The sequence below is a fragment of the Stenotrophomonas sp. GW821-FHT01H02A genome (genome assembly GCF_059422145.1).
Genome location: NZ_JBWKWI010000002.1, coordinates 384,805 through 406,604, shown reverse-complemented (window position 1 = coordinate 406,604; position 21,800 = coordinate 384,805). Strand labels below are relative to the sequence as shown.

At 67.7% G+C, this 21,800-nt stretch carries 19 protein-coding genes; 16 read left to right on the top strand and 3 right to left on the bottom strand.

Annotated features, from left to right (window positions below):
* Nucleotides 1-235 precede the first annotated feature (235 nt).
* The 7 genes from pilG (at nucleotide 236) to AC07WC_RS05125 (ending at nucleotide 12,258) form a co-directional block, all read left to right on the top strand.
* Entirely contained in the window at nucleotides 236-637 is a 402-nt protein-coding gene (pilG, locus tag AC07WC_RS05155; RefSeq protein WP_019185139.1) for a twitching motility response regulator PilG, read from the top strand.
* A gap of 18 nt (nucleotides 638-655) precedes the next feature.
* Entirely contained in the window at nucleotides 656-1,018 is a 363-nt protein-coding gene (locus AC07WC_RS05150) for a response regulator (RefSeq protein WP_123730426.1), read from the top strand.
* Complete coding sequence (locus AC07WC_RS05145) at nucleotides 1,018-1,548, top strand: chemotaxis protein CheW (protein ID WP_495209043.1); 531 nt, start codon at nucleotides 1,018-1,020, stop codon at nucleotides 1,546-1,548. The genes AC07WC_RS05150 and AC07WC_RS05145 overlap by 1 nt, the downstream gene beginning before the upstream one ends.
* Nucleotides 1,549-1,591: 43 nt before the next feature.
* Complete coding sequence (locus AC07WC_RS05140; protein ID WP_495209042.1) at nucleotides 1,592-3,628, top strand: methyl-accepting chemotaxis protein; 2,037 nt, start codon at nucleotides 1,592-1,594, stop codon at nucleotides 3,626-3,628.
* 94 nt (nucleotides 3,629-3,722) lie between these two features.
* Complete coding sequence (locus AC07WC_RS05135) at nucleotides 3,723-10,439, top strand: Hpt domain-containing protein (RefSeq protein ID WP_495209041.1); 6,717 nt, start codon at nucleotides 3,723-3,725, stop codon at nucleotides 10,437-10,439.
* A complete protein-coding gene (locus AC07WC_RS05130) occupies nucleotides 10,426-11,754 on the top strand; it encodes a chemotaxis protein CheB (protein WP_495209040.1) in 1,329 nt (442 codons plus the stop codon). The genes AC07WC_RS05135 and AC07WC_RS05130 overlap by 14 nt, the downstream gene beginning before the upstream one ends.
* A 30-nt stretch (nucleotides 11,755-11,784) precedes the next feature.
* Complete coding sequence (locus tag AC07WC_RS05125) at nucleotides 11,785-12,258, top strand: chemotaxis protein CheW (protein WP_495209039.1); 474 nt, start codon at nucleotides 11,785-11,787, stop codon at nucleotides 12,256-12,258.
* Nucleotides 12,259-12,324: 66 nt separating this feature from the next.
* On the opposite strand, the gene AC07WC_RS05120 is transcribed toward AC07WC_RS05125, so the two are convergent.
* Entirely contained in the window at nucleotides 12,325-13,059 is a 735-nt protein-coding gene (locus AC07WC_RS05120) for a 16S rRNA (uracil(1498)-N(3))-methyltransferase (RefSeq protein ID WP_495209038.1), read from the bottom strand.
* The gene (gene bioA / locus AC07WC_RS05115) at nucleotides 13,050-14,441 is read right to left on the bottom strand and encodes an adenosylmethionine--8-amino-7-oxononanoate transaminase (protein WP_495209037.1); all 1,392 of its coding nucleotides are present in this window, start codon (nucleotides 14,439-14,441) and stop codon (nucleotides 13,050-13,052) included. Before bioA ends, AC07WC_RS05120 begins: the two co-directional genes overlap by 10 nt.
* Nucleotides 14,442-14,491: 50 nt before the next feature.
* Here bioA and nudE point away from each other — a divergent pair, with 50 nt between their 5' ends.
* The 8 genes from nudE (at nucleotide 14,492) to gcvH (ending at nucleotide 20,173) form a co-directional block, all read left to right on the top strand.
* Nucleotides 14,492-15,040 carry an ADP compounds hydrolase NudE gene (gene nudE / locus AC07WC_RS05110; protein WP_495209036.1) on the top strand — a complete coding sequence of 183 codons (549 nt, stop codon included), beginning with the start codon at nucleotides 14,492-14,494 and terminating at the stop codon, nucleotides 15,038-15,040.
* On the top strand, nucleotides 15,037-15,840 hold the full coding sequence (gene cysQ, locus AC07WC_RS05105) for a 3'(2'),5'-bisphosphate nucleotidase CysQ (protein ID WP_495209035.1): 804 nt from the start codon (nucleotides 15,037-15,039) through the stop codon (nucleotides 15,838-15,840). Before nudE ends, cysQ begins: the two co-directional genes overlap by 4 nt.
* Nucleotides 15,841-15,856: 16 nt before the next feature.
* Nucleotides 15,857-16,669 (top strand): nucleoside triphosphate pyrophosphohydrolase, encoded by an 813-nt coding sequence (mazG, locus tag AC07WC_RS05100; RefSeq protein WP_495209034.1) that lies wholly within the window; start codon nucleotides 15,857-15,859, stop codon nucleotides 16,667-16,669.
* Nucleotides 16,666-16,989, top strand: a complete 324-nt coding sequence (locus AC07WC_RS05095; RefSeq protein WP_495209033.1) for a YnfA family protein — start codon at nucleotides 16,666-16,668, stop codon at nucleotides 16,987-16,989. Before mazG ends, AC07WC_RS05095 begins: the two co-directional genes overlap by 4 nt.
* Nucleotides 16,990-17,085: 96 nt before the next feature.
* Entirely contained in the window at nucleotides 17,086-18,048 is a 963-nt protein-coding gene (locus AC07WC_RS05090) for an SPFH domain-containing protein (protein WP_046272684.1), read from the top strand.
* Between the two features lies 1 nt (nucleotide 18,049).
* Nucleotides 18,050-18,481, top strand: a complete 432-nt coding sequence (locus AC07WC_RS05085; RefSeq protein WP_495209032.1) for an NfeD family protein — start codon at nucleotides 18,050-18,052, stop codon at nucleotides 18,479-18,481.
* A gap of 86 nt (nucleotides 18,482-18,567) precedes the next feature.
* Nucleotides 18,568-19,680, top strand: coding sequence for a glycine cleavage system aminomethyltransferase GcvT (gcvT, locus tag AC07WC_RS05080; RefSeq protein ID WP_495209031.1), 1,113 nt, complete (start codon nucleotides 18,568-18,570; stop codon nucleotides 19,678-19,680).
* A gap of 97 nt (nucleotides 19,681-19,777) precedes the next feature.
* The gene (gcvH, locus tag AC07WC_RS05075) at nucleotides 19,778-20,173 is read left to right on the top strand and encodes a glycine cleavage system protein GcvH (RefSeq protein WP_495209030.1); all 396 of its coding nucleotides are present in this window, start codon (nucleotides 19,778-19,780) and stop codon (nucleotides 20,171-20,173) included.
* A 645-nt stretch (nucleotides 20,174-20,818) separates the two neighbouring features.
* Here the strand turns inward: gcvH and AC07WC_RS05070 are convergent.
* Complete coding sequence (locus AC07WC_RS05070; RefSeq protein WP_495209029.1) at nucleotides 20,819-21,010, bottom strand: hypothetical protein; 192 nt, start codon at nucleotides 21,008-21,010, stop codon at nucleotides 20,819-20,821.
* Between the two features lie 90 nt (nucleotides 21,011-21,100).
* Between AC07WC_RS05070 and AC07WC_RS05065 the strand changes: the two genes are divergently transcribed.
* Nucleotides 21,101-21,679: a hypothetical protein gene (locus AC07WC_RS05065; RefSeq protein WP_495209028.1), complete on the top strand. Its 579-nt coding sequence runs from the start codon at nucleotides 21,101-21,103 to the stop codon at nucleotides 21,677-21,679.
* Nucleotides 21,680-21,800: the final 121 nt, after the last annotated feature.

Genomic DNA, 21,800 nt, shown 5'->3' with positions numbered 1-21,800 from the left:
ATGATGGTAGCGACAATGGCCCGGCAATGCCTGTCCCGGGGGCCGGAACGCAGTGTCCGGCCCGGCCTGGCCGTGGGTCGGGTTTGCGCAAAAGGCGCGCGCCGCGCACCCGGTGAGCCGCTCGCGGCGGGGCCGCGGTGGGCGTGCTTGAAGCGCGCGCCGGTATTGGGATATAGATACGCTTTCGCAGCGGCGCCGGGGATCAGCGCAAGCGTCGCGCGCTTGGGGAAAGGTAATGACTGAATACATGGCTGCGGGTGGGGAACTCGCAGGGCTGCGCGTGATGGTCATCGATGACTCGAAGACCATCCGCAGGACCGCGGAAACCCTGTTGAAGCGGGAAGGCTGCGAGGTGGTGACCGCGACCGATGGTTTCGAGGCGTTGGCGAAGATCGCCGACCAACAGCCGCAGATCATCTTCGTGGACATCATGATGCCGCGGCTGGACGGGTATCAGACCTGTGCGCTGATCAAGGGCAACCAGCTGTTCAAGGCGACGCCGGTGATCATGCTGTCCTCCAAGGACGGCCTGTTCGACAAGGCGCGCGGCCGCATCGTCGGCTCGGAGCAGTACCTGACCAAGCCATTCACGCGTGAAGAACTGCTGGGTGCCATCCGCACATACGTCAACGCCTGACCAGGGGGGAAAGGCACAATGGCTCGAATCGTACTGATCGAGGATTCACCGACCGACCGTGCGGTGTTCACGCAGTGGTTGACCAAGGCCGGTCATGAAGTCCTGGAAGCGGACAACGCCGAGGACGGGCTCAAGCTCGTGCGCGAGCAGTCGCCGCAGCTGGTGCTGATGGACGTGGTCCTGCCGGGCATGAGTGGCTTCCAGGCCACCCGTGCGATGGCGCGCGACGCGGCCATCAAGCACATCCCGGTGGTCATCGTCAGCACCAAGGCGATGGAAACCGACAAGGCGTGGGGGCTGCGCCAGGGGGCGGCCGACTACATCGTCAAGCCGCCGCGCGAGGAGGAACTGATCGCGCGGATCAACCAGTTGGTGGTCTGATGCGCTCTCCTTTCGACATTCTCCAGGCCTATGAACGGCGCAGCCTGGCCCATGCGGTGCAGCTGCCCGAACGGCAGTTCTCGCAGGACCTGTGGCGTGGCGTCGGGTACCGGGTCGGCAAGCGCCGGCTGGTCTCGGACTTCCGCGAAGTGGTGGAAATCGTGCCGATGCCGCCGGTCACGCCGGTGCCCGGCGCGCAGCCGTGGCTGCTGGGCGTGGGCAACCTGCGTGGCAACCTGTTCCCGGTGGTGGACCTGAAGTTCTTCCTGGAAGGCGAGCGCACCGTGCAGCAGGAAGGCCAGCGCGTGCTGATCATGCGCCAGGCCGGTGGTGACGTGGCGCTGACCATCGATGAACTGTTCGGCCAGCGCAGTTTCGAGCTGGACCAGGACATCGTCGCCGGCGATCTGGCCACTGGCCGCTATGCGCATTTCATCGACCGCGCCTTCCACGGCGATGGCCATGACTGGGGCGTGTTCTCGCTGTCGTTGCTGTCGCGTACCCCCGAATTCAGGCAGGCCGCGGCCTGACCGCAGGCGCCTGTCTCTCCGCATTGAAGATCGAGGTTGAACGATGAGTACTGCTTCGGAATCCGCCAAGGCCGGCAAGGTCGGTTCGGTGGGCACCAATTTCTGGCTCGGCCTGCTGGCCGTGTCGATGATCGTGTTCGGCGTCAATACCGGCGTGGCGACCTGGCAGGGCAGCCGCCTGGCCAGTGCCAGCACCGATGCCGCGAACCTGCAGGTGCTCTCGCAGCAGCTGGCCAACCAGGGCCGTGAAGCGGTCTCCGGCAACGCCCAGGCGTTCACCGCGTTCAAACTGACCAAGAGCGACATCGAAAGCACCGTCAGTGGCCTGCAGGGTCGCTACGGGACCGAGACGAACGTGGCCGGACCGCTGAACGCGCTGATCCAGACCTGGGAGCCGCTGGGCAAGAGCGCCGGCCAGCTGGTCGCCAGCGAGCCGGCGGTGCTGGCGCTGGCCGGCAACGCCAACAACTTCGTCAACGGCGTGCCCGCCCTGCAGGCACAGCTAAATGAAGTGGTCCGCGCGATGTCGGCCAGTGGCGCGCCGTCCTCGCAGGTCTACAACGCCCTGCAGCAGGTCGTGGTGGTCGGCTCGATGGCCCGCCGCGTGACCGAAATGCGCGCTGGCGGCGCCAGTGCCGCGGCCGCCGGCGACGCGCTGGCCCGCGATTCGGTGGTGTTCACCCAGGTGCTCGATGCGCTGCGCAACGGCAATGAAGAACTGGGCATCGCCGCGGTCCGCAACGGTCCGGCGCTGGCCGCGCTGGAGCAGTCGCAGAAGCAGTGGGACACCATGAAGCAGGACGCCGACGCGATCCTCGCCAGCTCACGCCAGCTGTTCGCTGCACAGTCTTCGGCCGCGGCGCTGACCGGCGGGTCGGCGGACATGCTGCGTGACAGCAAGAAGCTGTTCGAAGCGTTCTCCTCGTTCGGCTCGCTGCGCGATACGCGCCTGTTCCCCAACTTCTGGCTGGGCGTGGCCTCCGGTGCGTTCTCGCTGATCGCCATCGTCGGCTTCGTCGGCAGCACCGTTCGCAGCCGCTCGCGCGAACAGGAACTGCGTTACCAGACCCAGGTCGAATTCAACAGCCGCAACCAGCAGGCCATCATGCGGCTGCTGGATGAAATCAGCTCGCTGGGCGAAGGCGACCTGACGGTGAAGGCCTCGGTGACCGAGGACATGACCGGCGCCATCGCGGACGCGATCAACTACGCCGTGGATGAGCTGCGCCACCTGGTGACCACCATCAACGACACTTCGGCCAAGGTCGCCGTGTCGACCCAGGAGACCCAGGCCACCGCGATGCAGCTGGCCGAAGCCGCCGGCCACCAGGCCAACCAGATCACCTCGGCCTCGGACCGCATCGGCGAAATCGCCTCGAGCATCGAACAGGTGTCGCGCAACTCGGCCGAGTCGGCCGACGTGGCGCAGCGCTCGGTGATCATCGCCGCCGAAGGTGCCGGCGTGGTCCGCGAGACCATCCAGGGCATGGACCAGATCCGTGACCAGATCCAGGAGACCTCCAAGCGCATCAAGCGGCTGGGCGAGTCCTCGCAGGAAATCGGCTCGATCGTGGAACTGATCAACGACATTTCCGAGCAGACCAACATCCTGGCGTTGAATGCCGCGGTGCAGGCGGCCTCGGCCGGTGAGGCCGGTCGCGGTTTCGCCGTGGTGGCCGACGAAGTGCAGCGCCTGGCAGAACGCACTTCCGGTGCGACCCGACGGATCGAAAACCTGGTCCAGGCCATCCAGGCCGATACCAACGAAGCGGTCAGTTCGATGGAGCAGACCACCGCCGAAGTGGTTTCCGGTGCGCGCCTGGCCGAAGACGCCGGCACTGCCCTGACCGAAATCGAGCGCGTCTCCAACGCACTGAACAACCTGATCAAGAACATCTCGATCGCTGCCCAGCAGCAGTCGGCCGCGGCATCGGACATCACCCGCACCATGGGCGTGATCCGTCAGATTACCGGCCAGACGTCGCAGGGCGCGGGACAGACCGCCGAGTCGATCGGCCACCTGGCACAGCTGGCGGCCGACCTGCGCCGCTCGGTCGCCGACTTCAAGCTGCCGGCGTGAGCCACGGGCAGGGCGGAGAGGGAAGGAACAAGCAGATGATGCATCGCGAGAAATCACCGCACGCCATGTGCGCCGAGCTGCCGGGAGACCTGGCATGAGCACGCTGCGCGATGCCATGAGCCACGCTGCGCTGGGCTGGGTCAAGCCGGAGCTGGACGAGACCCTGCGTCAGGTGCGCAACGAGGTCGAGTATTACGTGGAAGACCCCGCCGACGGCAGCCGGATGCGCTTCTGCGCCGGCTACCTGCACCAGGTGCAGGGCACCCTGCGCATGGTCGAGCTGTACGCCCCGGCGATGGTGGCCGAGGAGCTGGAACAGCTGGCCAACGCGATCGGCGCCGGCGACGTACCGGACCGCGATGAAGCCTGCGCCACGCTGATGCGTGGCAGCGTGCTGTTGCCCGACTACCTGGAGCGCCTGCAGAACGGTCACCGCGACATCCCGATCGTGCTGCTGCCGCTGCTCAACGACATCCGCTCCGCCCGCGCGGCGCCGGGCATCAATGAAAGCGTGCTGTTCGCCTTCGCGCCGGACAGCGCGAGCGCTACCGAGGCCGAACTGGATCACGCCCGCGGCAGCCTGAGCGGGCGCAACCGCGAGCTGCTGGACACGGTCGGCAATGCGGTCAAGGAAGAACTGCTGCGCATCAAGGATGCGCTGGACCTGCACCTGCGTACCGGCGGCGAGCCGGTGCAGCTGCAGACCCAGGTCAACGAGCTGGGCGCGGTCGCTGACACGCTGGGCATGATGGGCCTGGGCGTCGCCCGTGGCGTGGTCGTGCAGCAGCGCGATGCGCTGCGCGAGGTGGTGGACGGCCAGCAGCAGATCGATGAAAGCCTGTTGCTGGATATCGCCGGCGCCCTGCTGTACGTGGACGCCTCGCTGGACGACCAGGTCGCCCATCTGGGTGCCGGCGGCAGTGGCGAAGACGACCCGAGCGCGGTGGAGAACCGCCGTACGGTGGAGGTGCTGGCGCATGAAGCCATCGCCAACTTCGCCGCCGCGCGCGAGCATTTCGTGGCCTTCATCGAAACCAACTGGAATCACCAGCAGCTGGAGCAAGTGCCGCGCCTGCTCGGCGAAGTGGCCGGCGCGCTGCGCATGCTCGATCTGTCCGTCCCGGCCGATTACCTGCAGGGCGTGCGCCAGTACATCGCAGTGGAGCTGCTGGGCAAGCAGCGGGTTCCCAGCGGTCGCCAGCTGGACACCCTGGCCGACGCCATGGCCAGCCTGGAGTACTACCTCGAAGCCCTGCGCGAACGCCGTCCGGGCCGCGACGAGATTCTCGACATCACCCGCAGCAGCCTGGAAACGCTGCGTTACTGGCCGCTGCCGGATGCGAACCAGCCGGCCGCCGATACCGGCCCGGAATCGCTGCCGGTCGCGCCGGAACCGATCGAACTGACGCCGTGGGACGCGCCTGCGCCCGCGCCGATCGAACATGGCGTGACCGCCGGGGTCCCGCGCCCGGCCAACCTGCCGCCGCCACTGCCGGACTTCACCTTCGATCCGCCGCCGGCGGTCGCCGCGCCGGTGACCCCGCCGCCGGTGGCGCTGGTGTTCGATGCTTCCACCGCGCCCGTCGATGGCGATGCGCCGCAGTGGACGTTGGCCACGCACGACGAGGCGGAAGCCCTGCCCACGTTCGCCCATTTCGATCCGGTCATTGCCGAGGCACCGGCCGATGCCGCCTGGGAGGTGGCCCCGCTGCCGCCGGCCCTGCAGGGCGAGCATGGGGTGGAGGACGCCGGGGTCGCGATCCCGGATCCTGCACCGGAGCATGCAGACACGTCACCGGAGATGCCGGCCTTCGTGGCGACCGGCGACGGATTCGACCCGGTGGCCGCCGAGCACGAGACGCTGGAGCTGAGCGACGAGCCGATCGAGTTCACCTTCGATGACGACCTGCGCAACGCCGATGACGTGCTGTCGCTGCAGATCGATGACGCCGACACCGACAGCGCCGCCGAGGAACCGGGCGCGTCGGCACCGTTCGCGCCGAGCGAGGTGGATGTCGAGGCGCTGCCGACGTTCCTGCAGGAGATTCCGGTCGCCACGCTGGACGACCGTGCCGCGGCACCGGTCGACGCATGCGTGGACGGCGTCGAGAGCGAGCCGGAGGCTGCAGCAGAGGCGCCGCCGCCGTCCCCCGCGGTGCAGGATGCCGTCATCCGCCGTATCGAGCTGGACGAGGAATCGACCCGCTTCCTGGCCGAGCTGGATGCTGCCGCCGCGCAGTTCCGACCGGAAGATGCCGGCGTCGATGCCGCGCCTTACGCCGCCATGCCTGTGGGCCCGGCGGTCGCAGTGGCTGCCGAGGACACCAGCATCGAGGCGGGCTTCGAGGACGATGGCGAGAACATCGACCAGGATATCCGCGAGGTCTTCATCGAAGAATTCGACGAAGAACTGGTGAACCTGGGCAACCTGCTCCCGGCCTGGCGCGTCGCGCCGGACAACCTGGACCGCCTGCGTCCCATCCGCCGCGTGTTCCATACCCTCAAGGGCAGCGGCCGGCTGGTCGGTGCGCGGACCCTGGGCGAGTTCAGCTGGAAGATCGAGGGCATGCTCAACCGCGTGCTCGACGGCAGCCGCCCGGCCTCGCCGGCCGTGGTCGCGCTGGTCGGCCAGGCTTACGACGTGCTGCCGCAGCTCAACGCCGCACTGCGCGATGGCAGCCGCGTCACCGCCGATCTGCAGGCCATGCAGGCGATCGCTGATCGCGTGGCCGCGGGCGAAGAAACCTTCCATGTGCCGCTGCAGCGTGCGGCCGCCGCGGCCGTGCCGACCGCCGGGGACGATGTTGCCACCGGGGTTGTGCCGGTGATCGAGAGCACGCCGGCCAACATCGACAGCGTGCTGCGCGAGATCCTGGAAGCCGAGGTCGAGGTGCATCAGGCGACGCTGCAGGCGTGGCTGGATGCTGCCGCCGATGCCCCGCAGCCGGTGACCGACGGGCTGCTGCGCGCGGTGCACACCATGAACGGCGCCTTCGCCATGACCGATGTGCCGGAGATTACCGCCGTCACCGGTGCCGCGGAAAGCTACATCAAGCGCTCACTGGCGGCCGATGCGCTGCCGAGTGCGGCGGGCATGGACGCGCTTGCCGAGACCTGCGCCGCCATCACCACCACCATGGCCGCGTTGCAGGACGAAGCACCGCGGGTGCCCGTGCAGGACGCCTTGGCGGCCCGCCTGGTCGCGCTGGCCGATACCCTGCCCGAAGCACGCTGGCCGGCGCTGGTCGACGACGATCTGGACGCGGCGGACCACGAACTGCCGCTTGAGTCGACAGAGACCGTAAACGCGGACGCGTTCGACGAAGCGCCCGTCGCGGTTGCCGCGGCAGCGGATGCCGTCGACGTGGACACGATCGAAGTGGACACGGTCGAGAGCGCAGCAGCAGACGCTGATGGTGCCGAAGCTGTTGAAGCCGTCGAAGCCGTCGAAACCGTCGAAACCGTCGAAACCGTCGAAACCGCCGAAACCGCCGAAACCGCCGAAACCGCCGAAACCGCCGAAACCGCCGAAGCGGACGCTGTGTACGCTGGGGCAGGGCAGGTCGCCCCGTCCGCCGAAGCGCAGGCGACTGCCTTCACGGTCACCGGCGACGAGGCGCAGGACGATGCCGCGCCGGCCCTGGCGGTGTTCGATGACGCCACTGGAAACGACGCACAGCAGGCTGAGATCGATGCCGACGGTCTGCGCGTGGTCGAGTCCGATCACGCGGTCGGGCCGGCCAATGACGATGATGCCCTCATCGCCGTGGAACTGACCGGCACGGACGATCTGTCCGCCTACTTCGACGCAGAACTGCCCGATACCGTGCGCGCGGACGATGCGCCGCAGGGGCAGGATGCCGGGGCCGCCGATCTGGCCACCGGGCATGCGGGCCTGGAGGCGGTCGAATTGACCTCGGCCGAAGACCTCTCGCGCTACTTCGATCATCTCGCCGAGCCGGCCGAGCCGGCCGCGCCGGAGATGCCGCTGGTCGTGGAAGACCCGGCGGCGGCTGGCGATGCAGACACAGATGCCGTCCATGAGCCAGGCAGCGCCTACGCGGTGTCCGTGGATGACGCGGCCAACGACAGCTGGAGCGACAGCGAGCAGGACAACGACGCGGACGCCCAGGCACTGGGCGAGGTGCTGCCGCCCCCGCCGGCCTTCGGCGAGCTGGTCGACGCGCAGCAGGCAGTGGACGAGGGCCTGACCGTGGTCGATGCGCCGGACGCATCGGATACCCGTGTGCTGGGGCTGGACGCCACCGATGAGAACACCGGCGAAGCCGATGCGTTCGCTGAGGCAATCGAGGCCACGGCGCCCGATGCCTCGGCCGACGCTGCCACCCCGGTCCGCTTCTTCGAACTGGAAGACGCACCGGCGGCAACCCTCACGGATGCCTCCGCACCGGAGGACACCGTCGCTGCCGACGCTGATGACCTCGCGCCGGGCGATGCGCTCGATTTCACCCAGCTCGACCAGGAGCTGGTCGACATCTTCGTGGAGGAGGGCAAGGACCTGCTCGACCACTGCGATGGTCTGATCAGCGAGCTGCGTGCCGCGCCGCAGGACCGCGACGTGATCGCCGGCCTGCAGCGTGATCTGCACACCTTGAAGGGTGGCGCGCGCATGGCCGGGATCAACCCGATCGGCGACCTCGGCCACGGCATCGAGTCGCTGCTGGAAGCGGTGGCGGCCAACCGTACCGATATCGATCGCAGCGACGTGCACCTGCTGGAACGCGGGTTCGATCGCCTGCACCAGCTGCTGACCCGGACCGGGCAGCACCGCACCGTGGCGATGCCGGACGACCTGATCGCCGCCTTCGAGCAGCGCACCCAGGGCCGCGTCGAACCGGCGCCGCTCGAAACCATCAGCGAAACACTGCCCTCCGGCGATGCCAAGGTCGACGCGGCGATTGCCGCACTGGTCGCGACGCCGCTGTCGGCACCGGTTCCGCTGGAAACCGTCAGCGAGGAGGATGGTCTGCCACGACCGCAGCAGGAGCAGGTGCGCGTGCGCGCCGATCTGCTGGACCGCCTGGTCAACCACGCCGGCGAAGTGGCCATCTACCGGTCACGTCTGGAACAGCAGCTCGGTGCCTTCCGCGGTGCCATGGGCGAACTGGACCGCACCAATGCCCGTCTACGCGATCAGCTGCGCCGACTTGACCTGGAAACCGAAGCGCAGATCGTGGCCCGTTACCAGCGCGAGCAGGACCAGGCGGATCACAAGTTCGATCCGCTGGAACTGGACCGTTTCTCGACGCTGCAGCAGCTCAGCCGCGCGCTGAATGAATCGGCAGCCGACCTGGGCGGTCTGCAGGGCGTGCTGGATGATCTGTCGCGCCAGTACGACGTGCTGCTGCAACAGCAGTCGCGGGTGAGTTCGGAACTGCAGGACGGCCTGATGCGTGCGCGCATGGTGCCGTTCGATGGGCTGGTGCCGCGTCTGCGCCGGGTCGTGCGCCAGGCCGGCCAGGACACCGGCAAGCTCGTCCACGTCACCCTGGAAGGGACCCACGGCGAACTGGATCGCAATGTGCTCGACCGCATGGTCGCGCCGCTGGAACACATGCTGCGCAACTCGGTGGCGCACGGTCTGGAAAGCCCGGAGCAGCGTCGTGCCGCCGGCAAGCCGGAAGAGGGCGAAATCGCCATCCGGCTGCGCCGCGAAGGCTCGGAAATCGTGCTGGAAGTGGCCGATGACGGCGCCGGGCTGGACCGCGGGGCGATCCGCCGCCGCGCCGAGCAGCGTGGCCTGGTCGGCGCCGATGCGGTGCTGGGCGATGCCGAACTGGATGCGATGATCTTCTCGCCCGGCTTCAGCACCGCCGACCAGGTCAGCCAGCTGGCCGGCCGTGGCGTCGGCATGGACGTGGTCCACAACGAAGTGCGCCAGCTCGGCGGCTCGGTGGACATCCACTCCGTCACCGGCCAGGGCGTGACCTTCACCCTGCGCCTGCCGCAGACGCTGGCGGTCACCCAGGCGGTGTTCGTCCAGATCGGCGAGACCACCTTCGCGGTCCCGGTCGCCTCGGTCAGCGGTATCGGCCGGATTTCGCGCGAGCGCTTCGAAACCGCCAACGGCGGCTACCACTACGGTGGCGAAGAATTCGCGCTGCACGATCTCGGTACGCTGATCGGCCAGGCCCAGGCCCGCGCCGAAGGCCAGGCCCAGGTGCCGCTGCTGCTGGTCCGCGCCGGTGACCTGCGCGTGGCCGTGGCGATCGACCAGGTGCTGGGCAACCGCGAAATCGTGGTCAAGCCGGTCGGCCTGCAGATCGCCTCGGTACCGGGCATCTACGGTGCGACGATCACCGGCGATGGCCGCGTGGTCGTCATCCTGGACGTCGCGCCGCTGGTGCGCCGCTACCTGGCCAACCCGCACAAGCCGATCACCGCCACGGCCAAGGTCAGCGACCGCGACGTGCCGCTGGTGATGGTGGTCGACGATTCGTTGACCATGCGCAAGGTCACCGGCCGCATCCTGGAGCGCCACAACTTCGAGGTCACGGTCGCCCGTGACGGTATCGAAGCGCTGGAGCGGCTGGAAGAGCGCGTGCCCGACCTGATGCTGCTGGATATCGAGATGCCGCGCATGGACGGCTACGAGCTGGCCAGCGTCATGCGCGCCGACCCGCGCTACCAGGGCGTGCCGATCGTGATGATCACCTCGCGCAGCGGCGACAAGCACCGTCAGCGCGCCTTCGAACTCGGTGTCCAGCGCTACCTGGGCAAGCCGTACCAGGAACTGGATCTGATGCGCAACGTGTATGACCTGCTGGGGATCGCCCGTGCACGCGAGTGATGCCCAACCCCTGTTGTCGGTGGCCCTGCTGGCCCGTCCCGGGCCGGCACGCGAGCGCCTGCGCGAGGCGCTCGACCATGCCGGCGCCCGCGTGGTGCTGGAGGACGACCCCAACACGCTCGAGCTGCAGGCCCTGCGCGATGCCGATCCCGGCGCGGTGCTGATCGCGCTGGAGCCGGCGATCGAAGACGCGCTGGAACGGCTGGATCCGGTGCTGGGCTCACCCTCGCTGACCCTGATCTTCGACGAGGCCGAGCTGGCCGCGCGCCGCGATGGCTGGGAAGCGCAGCGCTGGGCCCGCCACCTGGTGGCCAAGCTGCACGGCCATCAGGACGTGCTGCCGCCGGGTTCGGAGCAGGACCAGCAGCTGCAGCCCGAACCGGGCCTGCCGGTAACCCCGGCGCAGCTGCACGCCGACGCACCGCTGGAGTTCCACCTGCGCGAAGCTGCCGATGCGGCCTCCGATGTGCCCGCCGATGGCCTGTACCAGGCGCCGGCGGAGCTGCACGAGCCGGTGTCGTTGGAAGACGCGCTGGCCGCGCTGCAGCCGGTGGACGATGCGGCGCGCATTCCGCCGATTCCCGCGTCCGCACCGTTGGCCATGAGCGACGCGGCGGCAGCACCGATCACCGCGATCGGGGACCACAGTCGCTGGTCGCTGGTCGAGGATGACGCGGTGGTCACCGCCTCATCGTCCAGCATCGACACGGGCCCGGCGCCGGAGCGCTTCGACATCGAGCGTCTGTCGCTGGTCGAGCTCGAGCCCGAGGGCGTTGCCACCGATGGCTGCGCTGGCGCGGTGCTGGTCCTGGCCGGCATCGGCGGGCCGGATGCGCTGCGTCGGCTGCTGGCCGCGCTGCCCGAATCGCTGAGCACTGCGGTCCTCGTGCACATGCGCCTGGACGGTGGCCGCTACGGCAACCTGGTCAAGCAGATGGCACGCGTTTCCGCACTGCCGGTGCTGCTCGCCGAAGACGCCCAGGCGGTCCAGGCCGGGCAGGCCTACATCCTGCCGGACGACATCGGCATCGCCGTGCGCCAGGGCCGTCTGCAGTTCACCGCCGATACGCGCGGCATCCAGATCGACGCGCTGCCGGCGGCACACAGCGGCGTGGTCCTGCTCAGCGGCGCGGATGCCACCGAGGTGGACGCCGTGCTCGCTCTTGCCGCTGCCGGTGCCTGGGTGGCCGGACAGGTCGGCGAAGGCTGCTATGACCCGACTGCGGCCAGTGCCGTGGTCGCGGCCGGGCAGGATGCCGGTGAACCGCCGCAGCTGGCCGCCACCATTGCCGAACGCTGGGGCGTGGACGCGTAAGCGTGCCGACGCACCCTTGAAGGAATCTCCATGAGCTACGCCAGCAACGACGAAATCCGCGGTGTCCTGATCCAGGCCGGGCACGAACGCGTACTGCTGCCCAATGCCACCGTGGCTGAAATGATGTCCAAGGTGCCGGTCGAAACCGTGCCCGACGCACCCGCCTGGCTGGTCGGGCAGATCGCCTGGCACGGCTGGGACGTACCGTTGCTGTCCTTCGCCCGGTTGTCCGGGCAGGGCGACGAGCCGGTGCTGACCAACAACAAGGTGGTCGTGCTCAAGGCGCTGGGCGGCAATCCGCGCCGGCCGTACTTCGCGCTGCTGACCCAGACCTTCCCGCAGCTGATCGCGGTGCCGCGTGACGGCCTGCTGGCCGACGCCTCCGAGGAAACCCTGCCGCAGGGCGTACACATGCGCGTGCTGCTGGGCGAGCAAAGCGCATTGCTGCCGGACTTGGACGCGCTGGAAGCGGCGCTGGACGAATCCTTTCCCGTAGCGGGGTAAAAACGTAATAACGGGGACGGGGGTAGTTAATCGGCGTGATTAACTACCCCCGTCCCCGTTATTTTTTCAGCCCAGATCACCCAGGCGCGCCTGCACGGCCGCGATCGCTGCCAGGCCTGCGGTCTCGGTGCGCAGCACTCTCGGGCCCAGCTGCAGGCCCTGGAAGCCCGCTGCGGCCAGGGCCTGGCGGTCGCGTGGCGACCAGCCGCCTTCCGGGCCGATCGCGATCACCACGCCGTCCGGGGCGGCCGATAGCGTCGAAAGCCGGTGCTCGCCCTGCGGATCCAGGGTCAGCTTCAATGCCGCGGCGGGCATCGCATTGGCGGCCTCCTGTAGCGATCGCGGCGCGACCACGCTCGGCACCCGCGCCCGGCCGGATTGGCCACAGGCCGAGACCACCACGCTGTGCCAGTGCGCCAGGCGCTTCTCGGCGCGGGCGGCGTCCAGCTTCACTTCGGTCCGCTCCGCGTTCACCGGCACGAAGGCCTGCACGCCCAGCTCGGTGGCCTTCTGCAGGATCAGGTCCATCTTCTCGCCGCGGGCGATGCCCTGCAGCAGGGTGATGTGCAACGGCGATTCGTTGTCCAGCACGCTGGCGGCCTCGATACGCACCTGCGCATCGCGCTTGCCCACCGCCACCAGGGTGGCGCTGTAGTCCTGGCCATCGCCGTTGAACAGCACGCAGCCATCGCCTTCGCGCAGGCGCATCACGCGGACCAGGTGGTTGGCCGCATCCTCGGGCAGCGACAGGGTCTGGCCGACCGCCAGTGGATGGTCGACATGGCTGCGGGTCACGCGCATGCGACGGCCTCGTCGATGGCGGCCAGGGTGGTCAATGCAAGCAGGTCCAGATGTTCGTCCTCGACGCAGTACGGGGGCATCCAGTACAGCACGTTGCCCAGTGGGCGCAGCACCACGCCACGCTTGAGCGCGGCCTTGTAGGCGTGCAGCCCGACCTTGGCCGCGGCCGGGAACGGCGTGCGCTTGTCGCCGTTGCGGGTCAGTTCGAACGCCACCACCATCCCGGCCTGGCGCACATCGGCGACATGCGCATGGTCGGCGAACGGCGCGGCCAGGGTACGCATGACCTCAGCCGTACTGCGGTTGCGGGCGATCACGTCCTCGCCGGCGAAGATGTCCAGGGTCGCCAGCGCGGCGGCACAGGCCAGCGGATTGCCGGTGTAGCTGTGCGAATGCAGGAACGCGCGCTCGCGCGAATCGTCGAGGAAGGCGTCGTACAGCGCCTGCGTGGCCAGTACCGCCGAGAGCGGCAGGAAGCCGCCGGTCAGGCCCTTGGACAGGCACAGCAGATCGGGCATCACCCCGGCCTGCTCGCAGGCGAACATCGTCCCGGTGCGGCCGAAACCGGTGGCGATCTCATCGGCGATCAGGAACGCACCGTTGGCATCGCACAGCTCACGTGCGCGCTGCAGATAGACCGGGTCATACATCCGCATGCCACCGGCACACTGCAGGCGCGGCTCCAGGATCACCGCGCAGATCTCGCCCGGGTGCTGGTCGAACAGCGTAGCCAGTGCATCGGCGGCCTGGTGCGCGCGCTGCGCGGCACTCTGGCCAGGTTCGGCCAGGTAGGCGTCGGGCGAGGGCGCGAACAGGGCCTCGGTCAGCAGCGGCGCGTACACCCGCCGGTACAGCGGGATGTCGCCGACGGACAGCGCGCCCAGGGTTTCACCGTGGTAGCCGTTCTCCAGCGCGACGAAGCGGGTGCGGTGGTTCTCGCCGCGGTTGCGGAAATAGTGGAACGCCATCTTCAGCGCCACTTCGACCCCGGCCGAGCCGTTGTCGGCATAGAACACCTTGGCCAGCGGATCCCGCCCGGCCTGGCGTGGCGCGATCGCCAGCAGGCGCTCGGCCAGCCGCACCGCCGGCTCGTGGCTGAAGCCGGCCAGCATCACCTGTTCCAGTTGGGTCGCCTGCTGGGCGATGGCCGCTCCGATGCGCGGCTGCGCATGGCCGAACAGATTGGTCCACCAGCTGCTGACCGCATCCAGATAGCGGTGGCCGTCGTGGTCGATCAACCACGGGCCTTCGCCACGGGCGATCGGCAGCAGGGGCAGGGTGTCGGGATGCTCGCGCATCTGCGTGCACGGGTGCCACAGCACGGCCAGATCGCGTTGCCGCCACTGATCGGCCAGCGTGAGGGGGGCTGGGTCTGCTAGCATTTCGGGCTCATGAACACGTTTTCACCAGTACCCATTCTAGAGATGCTCGCATGAGCCGTCGCCTGCCCATCATCCACCAGATTACGGACGAGGAAAGCGGGCCGTTCCAGCGCCAGCATCTGGATCTGGAATTCTCCAATGGCGAACGCCGCCGCTTTGAACGGCTGGTGGCCCGCGGCCATGGTGCCGTGGTGGTGGTGCCGATGCTCGATGACGAGACCGTGCTGCTGGTGCGTGAATACGCCGCCGGGATGCATCGCTACGAGCTGGGGCTGGTCAAGGGGCGCATCGATGCCGGCGAAACGGCCGAACAGGCGGCCGACCGCGAGCTGAAGGAAGAGGCCGGTTACGGTGCCCGCCGGGTCGACGTGCTGCGTGCGATGACCCTGGCCCCCACCTACATGAGCCATCAGTCCTGGCTGGTGGTGGCGCGCGATCTGTACCCCGAGCGCCTGGCCGGCGACGAGCCGGAGGAGCTGGAGGTCGTGCCGTGGAAGCTGGCCGACCTGGATCAGCTGATGCTGCGCGAGGATTTCTCCGAAGGCCGATCACTGGCGGCGCTGTTCATCGCCCGCGAGTGGCTGGGACGGAAGGAATGATCAAACTCACGACGGATCTGCGCGAAACCGTCATCGCCATCGCCCAGGACGCGGCGGCCGCCATCATGGCGGTATACGCCACGCCGTTCGATGTGGAGATCAAATCCGATCACAGTCCGGTCACCGCGGCCGATCTCGGCGCCAACCAGGTGATCGAGCGTGGGCTGGCACAGCTGACCCCGGATCTGCCGATCCTTTCCGAAGAATCGGCGCAGGTGCCGTGGGAAGTCCGCCAGCACTGGGGAGCGTACTGGCTGGTCGATCCGCTCGATGGCACCCGCGAGTTCGTCAAACGCAACGACGAATTCAGCGTCAACATCGCGCTGATCTACCAGGGCGCACCCGCATTCGGCGTGGTGCTCGCCCCGGCCACCGGCCAGGTCTGGCACGCGATGCGCGGCGAGCTGGCCTACCGTCGCGACGGCATGCGCGATTCGGTGCTGCGCACCCGCACGCCGGCCTCGGCACCGCTGCGGGTGGCGGCCAGCCGCTCGCATCGCAGCGAGCAGACCCAGGCCCTGCTGGATCGCATGGGCGATATCGAGGTGCTCGCACAGGGCTCCTCGCTCAAATTCTGCCGGTTGGCCGAAGGCACGCTGGATGTCTACCCGCGCCTGGGCCCGACCGCCGAATGGGATACCGCGGCCGGGCAGTGCGTGCTGCACGCCGCCGGTGGCGCGGTGCTCTCGGCCGAGACCGGCAAACCGTTCCGCTACAACCGCCGCGACACCCTGTTGAACGGCGACTTCATCGCGCTGGGCGATACCCGCCTGCCGTGGCGCGAGTGGCTGCCCGCCTGACCTGACTGGAGCAACGATGCCTGCCACCCCCGAACTGGACCGCCTGCTGGGCATCATGGCGCGCCTGCGCGACCCGCAGCAGGGCTGTCCGTGGGACCTGCAGCAGGATTTCGCCAGCATCGCCCCGTACACCATCGAGGAAGCCTACGAGGTCGCCGATGCGATCGATCGCGGCGACCTCGACGATCTGAAGGATGAACTCGGCGACCTGCTGCTGCAGGTGGTCTTCCATGCGCAGATGGCGCAGGAGCAGGGCGCGTTCGCGTTCGCCGATGTCGCCCGTACGATCAGCGACAAGATGGAACGCCGGCACCCGCACGTGTTCGCCGAGGTCCAGGTGGACGGTGCCGAGGACGTCAACAGCAACTGGGAGGCGATCAAGCGCGCCGAACGCGCCGCCAAGGGCCACACCGATACCTCGGCGCTGGCCGGCATCTCGCGCGGGCTGCCGGAATGGCAGCGGGCGGTGAAACTGCAGGCCCGTGCGGCACGGGTCGGATTCGACTGGCCGGGGCCGGCGCCGGTGATGGACAAAGTGCGCGAGGAACTGGACGAGGTCGCCGCCGAATTCGCGCGCGGCCCGGTCGAGGAAAACCACGCACGCCTGCAGGAAGAACTCGGCGACCTGCTGTTCGTCTGCGCCAACCTGGCCCGTCACGCCAAGGTCGACGTCGGCGCCGCACTGCGGCAGGCCAACCAGAAATTCGAACGGCGCTTCCGCGCGATGGAAGCCCAGGCCGACGCGGCCGGGCAAGCCATGGCCGCGCTCGATCTGGACGCGCAGGAAGCGCTCTGGCAGCAGGCCAAGGCGGACGAGCACCCGCCGTGAAAACGCTGCTGCTGTTCGTGCTGACCGCCGTGGCCGAGATCGTCGGCTGTTACCTGCCGTGGCTGTGGCTGCGCAAGGACGGCAGCGCGTGGCTGCTGCTGCCGGCCGCTGCCAGCCTGGCAGTGTTCGCCTGGCTGCTGACCCTGCATCCGGCCGCCAGCGGCCGTGTCTATGCCGCCTATGGCGGGGTCTATATCGGCACCGCGCTGATGTGGCTGTGGCTGGTGGATGGCATCCGCCCCAGCCGCTGGGACCTGCTGGGCGTCGGCCTGTGCCTGGCCGGGATGATGGTGATCATGTTCGCCCCGCGCAGCGCCTGATCCTGCCTGACCGCGATCCAGGCCACTTCCCGACGCCGGCGTGAAGATGGCGTGGCTATACTCGGACCTACGAATCCGGGGAAAGGGAGTGACCTGATGTTTCCGACCATGCTGTTCTCGCTGGTGCTGGCCTTCGTGGCCGTCGTCATCCTGTTCAAGGCCGTGCGGATGGTGCCGCAGGGTTACGAATGGACGGTGGAGCGCTTCGGCCGCTACACCCACACCATGTCGCCCGGCCTGCACTTCCTGATCCCGATCGTCTATGGGGTCGGCCGCAAGGTGAACATGATGGAGCAGGTGCTGGATGTGCCCAGCCAGGAAGTGATCACCAAGGACAACGCCGCCGTGCGCGTGGACGGGGTGGTGTTCTTCCAGGTGCTCGATGCCGCCAAGGCGGCCTACGAGGTCGCCAACCTGGAGGTGGCGATGATCGCGCTGGTGCAGACCAACATCCGTACCGTGATCGGCTCGATGGACCTGGATGAATCGCTGAGCCAGCGCGAAGTGATCAATGCCCAGCTGCTGAGCGTGGTCGACCATGCCACCAATCCGTGGGGCGTGAAGGTCAACCGCATCGAGATCCGCGACATCCAGCCGCCGCGCGACCTGCTCGATGCGATGGCCAGGCAGATGAAGGCCGAGCGCGAGAAGCGTGCGCAGATCCTGGAAGCGGAGGGCTCGCGCCAGTCCGAAATCCTGCGCGCCGAAGGCGAAAAGCAGGCCACGGTGCTGGAGGCCGAGGGCCGCAAGGAGGCCGCCTTCCGCGATGCCGAGGCACGCGAGCGCCTGGCCGAGGCCGAGGCCAAGGCGACCACGATGGTGTCCGAGGCGATTGCCCAGGGCGACGTGCAGGCGATCAACTACTTCATCGCACAGAAGTATGTGGAGGCATTCAAGGAACTGGCGACCTCGCCGAACCAGAAGCTGGTGCTGATGCCGATGGAGGCCAGCGGGGTGATCGGCTCGATCGCCGGCGTCGCCGAACTGGCCCGCGAAGCGTTCGCCAAGCAGGAAGAGAAGAAAGCCACGCGCGGCGTGCCGCCGCGGATCGGAGGCTGACATGCGCTGGGAAGTGGTGGCCTGGGGCGCGCTGGCACTGGTGCTGTTCGCCGCGGAGGCGCTCGCGCCCGGTGCCTTCATGTTGTGGATCGGGATCGGTGCGGCCGCGGTGTTCGTGCTGGTCGCGGTGTTCGCCGACATCCCGCTGCTGTGGCAGGTGGTCGCGTTCGTGGTGCTCAGCGTGGTCTCGATCCAGTGCTACCGGCGCTGGGGCCGGTCGCACGATCGCCAGAGCGACCAGCCGCTGTTGAACCGCCGCGCCGAGCAGCTGGTCGGACGGGTGGTCGTGCTCGACCAGGCCATCGTCGCCGGGAAGGGCCGGGCCAAGGTCGACGACGCCTTCTGGGTCGTCGCCGGTCCCGATCTGCCGGCCGGCAGTCCGGTGCGGGTGGTGGCGGTGGAGGGCATGACGCTGAAGGTGCAGCAGGCCTGATCCGCGCTTTTTCCCGCACCGCCGCAGGCGTTGTGAAGACGGTTCTGGGATAATGACGGCTTGCCTTCATTCCCCCGGAACCGGTCATGACCCAGAAGACGCTTCTCAACGATACCCACCGCGCACTCGGCGCCAAGATGGTCGATTTCGGTGGCTGGGACATGCCCATTCATTACGGTTCGCAGTTGGACGAGCACCATCTGGTGCGCAGCGATGCCGGCATGTTCGACGTCAGCCACATGACCGTGGTCGACCTGCGCGGTGAGCAGGTCAAGCCGTTCCTGCGCACGCTGCTGGCCAACTCGGTGGACAAGCTCAAGGCCACGGGCAAGGCGCTGTACTCGTGCATGCTCAATGCCCGCGGCGGCGTGATCGACGACCTGATCGTCTATTACATGGCCGACGACTTCTTCCGCATGGTGGTCAACGCGTCCACCCGCGAAAAGGACCTGGCCTGGATCCGCGAGCAGGCAGCGTCCTTCAACGTGGAGGTGATCGAGCGCGAAGACCTGGCCATCATCGCGGTGCAGGGGCCGACCGCGCGCGAGCGGGTGATCAGCCTGCTCGGCGAGGGCGACCGCGCCGCGCTGGAAAAGCTGGGCCGTTTCGCCGCGCTGGAAACCACCACCGCCGACGGCACCGCGCTGTTCGTGGCCCGCACCGGCTACACCGGTGAGGACGGTTTCGAGATCCTGCTGCCGCAGACCGCCGTGGTCGCTTTCTGGAACGCGCTGGGCAATGCCGGCGTTCGTCCGGCCGGCCTGGGCGCACGCGACACGCTGCGCCTGGAAGCGGGCATGAATCTGTACGGCCAGGACATGGACGAAGAGATCACCCCGTATGAAGCCGGCCTGGCCTGGACCGTGGCACTCGACGAAGGGCGGCAGTTCATCGGGCGCGACGTGCTCGAAGCCCAGAAGGCGGCCGGCAACGCCCGCCAGCTGATCGGCCTGGTGATGGACGAGAAGGGCGTGCTGCGCCACGGCCAGGTGGTGCTTACCGCCGGCGGCGAAGGCGAGATCCTGTCCGGCACTTTCTCGCCGACCCTGGGCAAGGGCATCGCATTCGCCCGCGTGCCGGGCGGCGAACTGGGCGACGTCCGCGTGGACATCCGCGGCAAGCAGGTTCCGGTGCGCGTGGTGAAGTTCCCGTTCGTGCGCGAAGGCCAGGCCCAGCCCGGTGTGCTGATCGACGGCTGATGCCGTGCTTTACCCGGTGCGGATGCGTCCGCGTCCGCGCCGGTTGGTTACACTACCCCCGTTTCTTGACCCCCCTGATATTCCTCGGAGCAGTCCCATGAGCGAGATCCCCGGCGACCTCAAATTCCTCAAGTCCCACGAGTGGGCGCGCGTTGAAGGCAATGGCCGCGTCACCGTCGGTATTTCCGACCATGCCCAGGGCCTGCTCGGCGACCTGGTCTATGTTGAACTGCCGGAGGTTGGCCAGGAGGTCAAGGCCGGCGAACAGGCTGCGGTGGTCGAGTCGGTCAAGGCTGCCTCGGACGTGTACAGCCCGATCACCGGCACGGTGGTCGAGGTCAATTCGGCCCTGAGCGACAAGCCGGAAACCATCAATGAAGACGCCTACGGCGACGGCTGGATCTATGTCGTCGAAGTGGCCGGCCTGGACGAAGTCAACGACCTGCTGGGTCCGGACGACTACGCCGAGCTGCTGGAAAACGACGATCACTGATCGCCGCGCCTGCAGAAGAACGGCCGCCGGGTGCGGCCGTTTTTTTTTGCCCGTTCGCCGGGGGTGCGGCGACAGCGTTAGCAGTGCGTGAGGATTGTAGTGCGCGCGCGTGCTCGGTAATGGTGGCGACGAGCGGCTCATGACGATCGGTTCGGTGTCGATGCGCACGGGTGATCTGGTCCGCGAGGACGACCCGATGGCGCACCGATGAGGCATGGATGTCGGCGCGCGACGACGTTCGAGAGCGAACGTCGGGGACGAACGCGTCGGTGCCGGGCGGTCAAAAGTTTGCGCAGTTGCGCGAATCAGGTCGAAAAAAGCGTGGGCGGATGTGAAAAGTTTTGCGGTCCGTTTAAGGGGCGCACGGGGAGTCCGGCGAGCGGTGTCGTCGCGCATTGCGTATGCACGGGCATGCCGCCACACGCACCGCGATGTTGCGATGTCGCGACACGAAAGTGCTTCTTTTAAGTGTTTTTCTTTTCAGCGTTGGCGACGCCCGCGTGCGCAGAGCGTACGCGGCGGCGGTGGCGTGGTGCGTTTGCCGGGTCGAGGGCGGGCGTGCCGAGGGGGGCGTGGCAAGGCGCTGGCGTGAAAATTTTTCGCCGGGGTTGTTGACAGTCAAAAAAAGCGTGATTAGGTTTCGCCTCAGCAGACCTTGCCTGCGAACAGAGTGAGCAGAATCGACATCAAGTCGCGAAGCACAACCTGGACATCCACCTCGCGTCCGATGACGGTGGAGATGGCTTCGCTTCCTCCGGCGAACCGCAAGTTCCTTTCCTCTTCGATACCTGCCTGGCCACATGCGGCGGGTATCACCGTATCCGTCACGACGCGCATGACGCGACGGCGGTCCCCGCGACGCAGCAACGGCGGGTTTGCTTTACCTGGGCGTTTCCACTCCATAGATCACTGACGAGGAGCCATCCCATGGCAACCAAGAAAGCTGCGAAGAAAAAGCCGGCCGCCAAAAAGGCAGCCAAGAAGGTCGCTAAGAAGGCGACTGCCAAGAAGGCCGTGAAGAAGGTAGCGAAGAAAGCCGCTGCCAAGAAGACGGTGAAGAAGGCGGCCAAGAAGGCGACCGCCCGCAAGGCAGCCGTAAAGAAGACGGCGAAAAAGGCCGTGAAGAAGACGGCAAAGAAGGCCGCGACCAAGAAGACCGCGAAGAAGGCAGTGAAGAAGACGGCGAAGAAGGCCGTCAAGAAGACTGCAAAAAAGGCAGCCAGCAAGAAGACCGCGAAAAAGGCGGTAAAGAAGACGGCCAAGAAGGCGACCCGCAAGGTAGCCAAGAAAGCCGCTCCGAAGAAGGCTGCCAAGAAGACCGCCAAGAAGGCCACCCGCAAGGTAGCCAAGAAGGCCACCGCCAAGAAGGCGACTGCCCGCAAGGCTCCGGCCAGGAAGGCATCCGCGAAGAAGGCAGTGAAGAAGGTTGCAAAGCGCAAGCCGGCCGTTCGCAAGAAGAAGGCCGCGCCGGTCGCGCTGCCGGCAACCCCGGCACCGCTGATCTGAGTTTTTCCCGATAGCCGTACCTGAGACTCCTTCCCTGGCAGCCCAGCGGGGAAGGAGTTTTTTTATGGGCAATGCCCAAAAAACCACAAAAAAAGGCGGCCATCCGGCCGCCTTTTTCGAT

Excerpts from the sequence above, each read along its gene's own strand:
- pilG (WP_019185139.1), top strand. The coding sequence starts at position 236 with ATGACTGAATACATGGCTGCGGGTGGGGAACTCGCAGGGCTGCGCGTG.
- AC07WC_RS05150 (WP_123730426.1), top strand. The coding sequence starts at position 656 with ATGGCTCGAATCGTACTGATCGAGGATTCACCGACCGACCGTGCGGTG.
- AC07WC_RS05145 (WP_495209043.1), top strand. The coding sequence starts at position 1,018 with ATGCGCTCTCCTTTCGACATTCTCCAGGCCTATGAACGGCGCAGCCTG.
- AC07WC_RS05140 (WP_495209042.1), top strand. The coding sequence starts at position 1,592 with ATGAGTACTGCTTCGGAATCCGCCAAGGCCGGCAAGGTCGGTTCGGTG.
- AC07WC_RS05135 (WP_495209041.1), top strand. The coding sequence starts at position 3,723 with ATGAGCACGCTGCGCGATGCCATGAGCCACGCTGCGCTGGGCTGGGTC.
- AC07WC_RS05125 (WP_495209039.1), top strand. The coding sequence starts at position 11,785 with ATGAGCTACGCCAGCAACGACGAAATCCGCGGTGTCCTGATCCAGGCC.
- AC07WC_RS05120 (WP_495209038.1), bottom strand. The coding sequence starts at position 13,059 with ATGCGCGTGACCCGCAGCCATGTCGACCATCCACTGGCGGTCGGCCAG.
- bioA (WP_495209037.1), bottom strand. The coding sequence starts at position 14,441 with ATGCTAGCAGACCCAGCCCCCCTCACGCTGGCCGATCAGTGGCGGCAA.
- nudE (WP_495209036.1), top strand. The coding sequence starts at position 14,492 with ATGAGCCGTCGCCTGCCCATCATCCACCAGATTACGGACGAGGAAAGC.
- cysQ (WP_495209035.1), top strand. The coding sequence starts at position 15,037 with ATGATCAAACTCACGACGGATCTGCGCGAAACCGTCATCGCCATCGCC.
- mazG (WP_495209034.1), top strand. The coding sequence starts at position 15,857 with ATGCCTGCCACCCCCGAACTGGACCGCCTGCTGGGCATCATGGCGCGC.
- AC07WC_RS05090 (WP_046272684.1), top strand. The coding sequence starts at position 17,086 with ATGTTTCCGACCATGCTGTTCTCGCTGGTGCTGGCCTTCGTGGCCGTC.
- AC07WC_RS05085 (WP_495209032.1), top strand. The coding sequence starts at position 18,050 with ATGCGCTGGGAAGTGGTGGCCTGGGGCGCGCTGGCACTGGTGCTGTTC.
- gcvT (WP_495209031.1), top strand. The coding sequence starts at position 18,568 with ATGACCCAGAAGACGCTTCTCAACGATACCCACCGCGCACTCGGCGCC.
- gcvH (WP_495209030.1), top strand. The coding sequence starts at position 19,778 with ATGAGCGAGATCCCCGGCGACCTCAAATTCCTCAAGTCCCACGAGTGG.
- AC07WC_RS05070 (WP_495209029.1), bottom strand. The coding sequence starts at position 21,010 with ATGCGCGTCGTGACGGATACGGTGATACCCGCCGCATGTGGCCAGGCA.
- AC07WC_RS05065 (WP_495209028.1), top strand. The coding sequence starts at position 21,101 with ATGGCAACCAAGAAAGCTGCGAAGAAAAAGCCGGCCGCCAAAAAGGCA.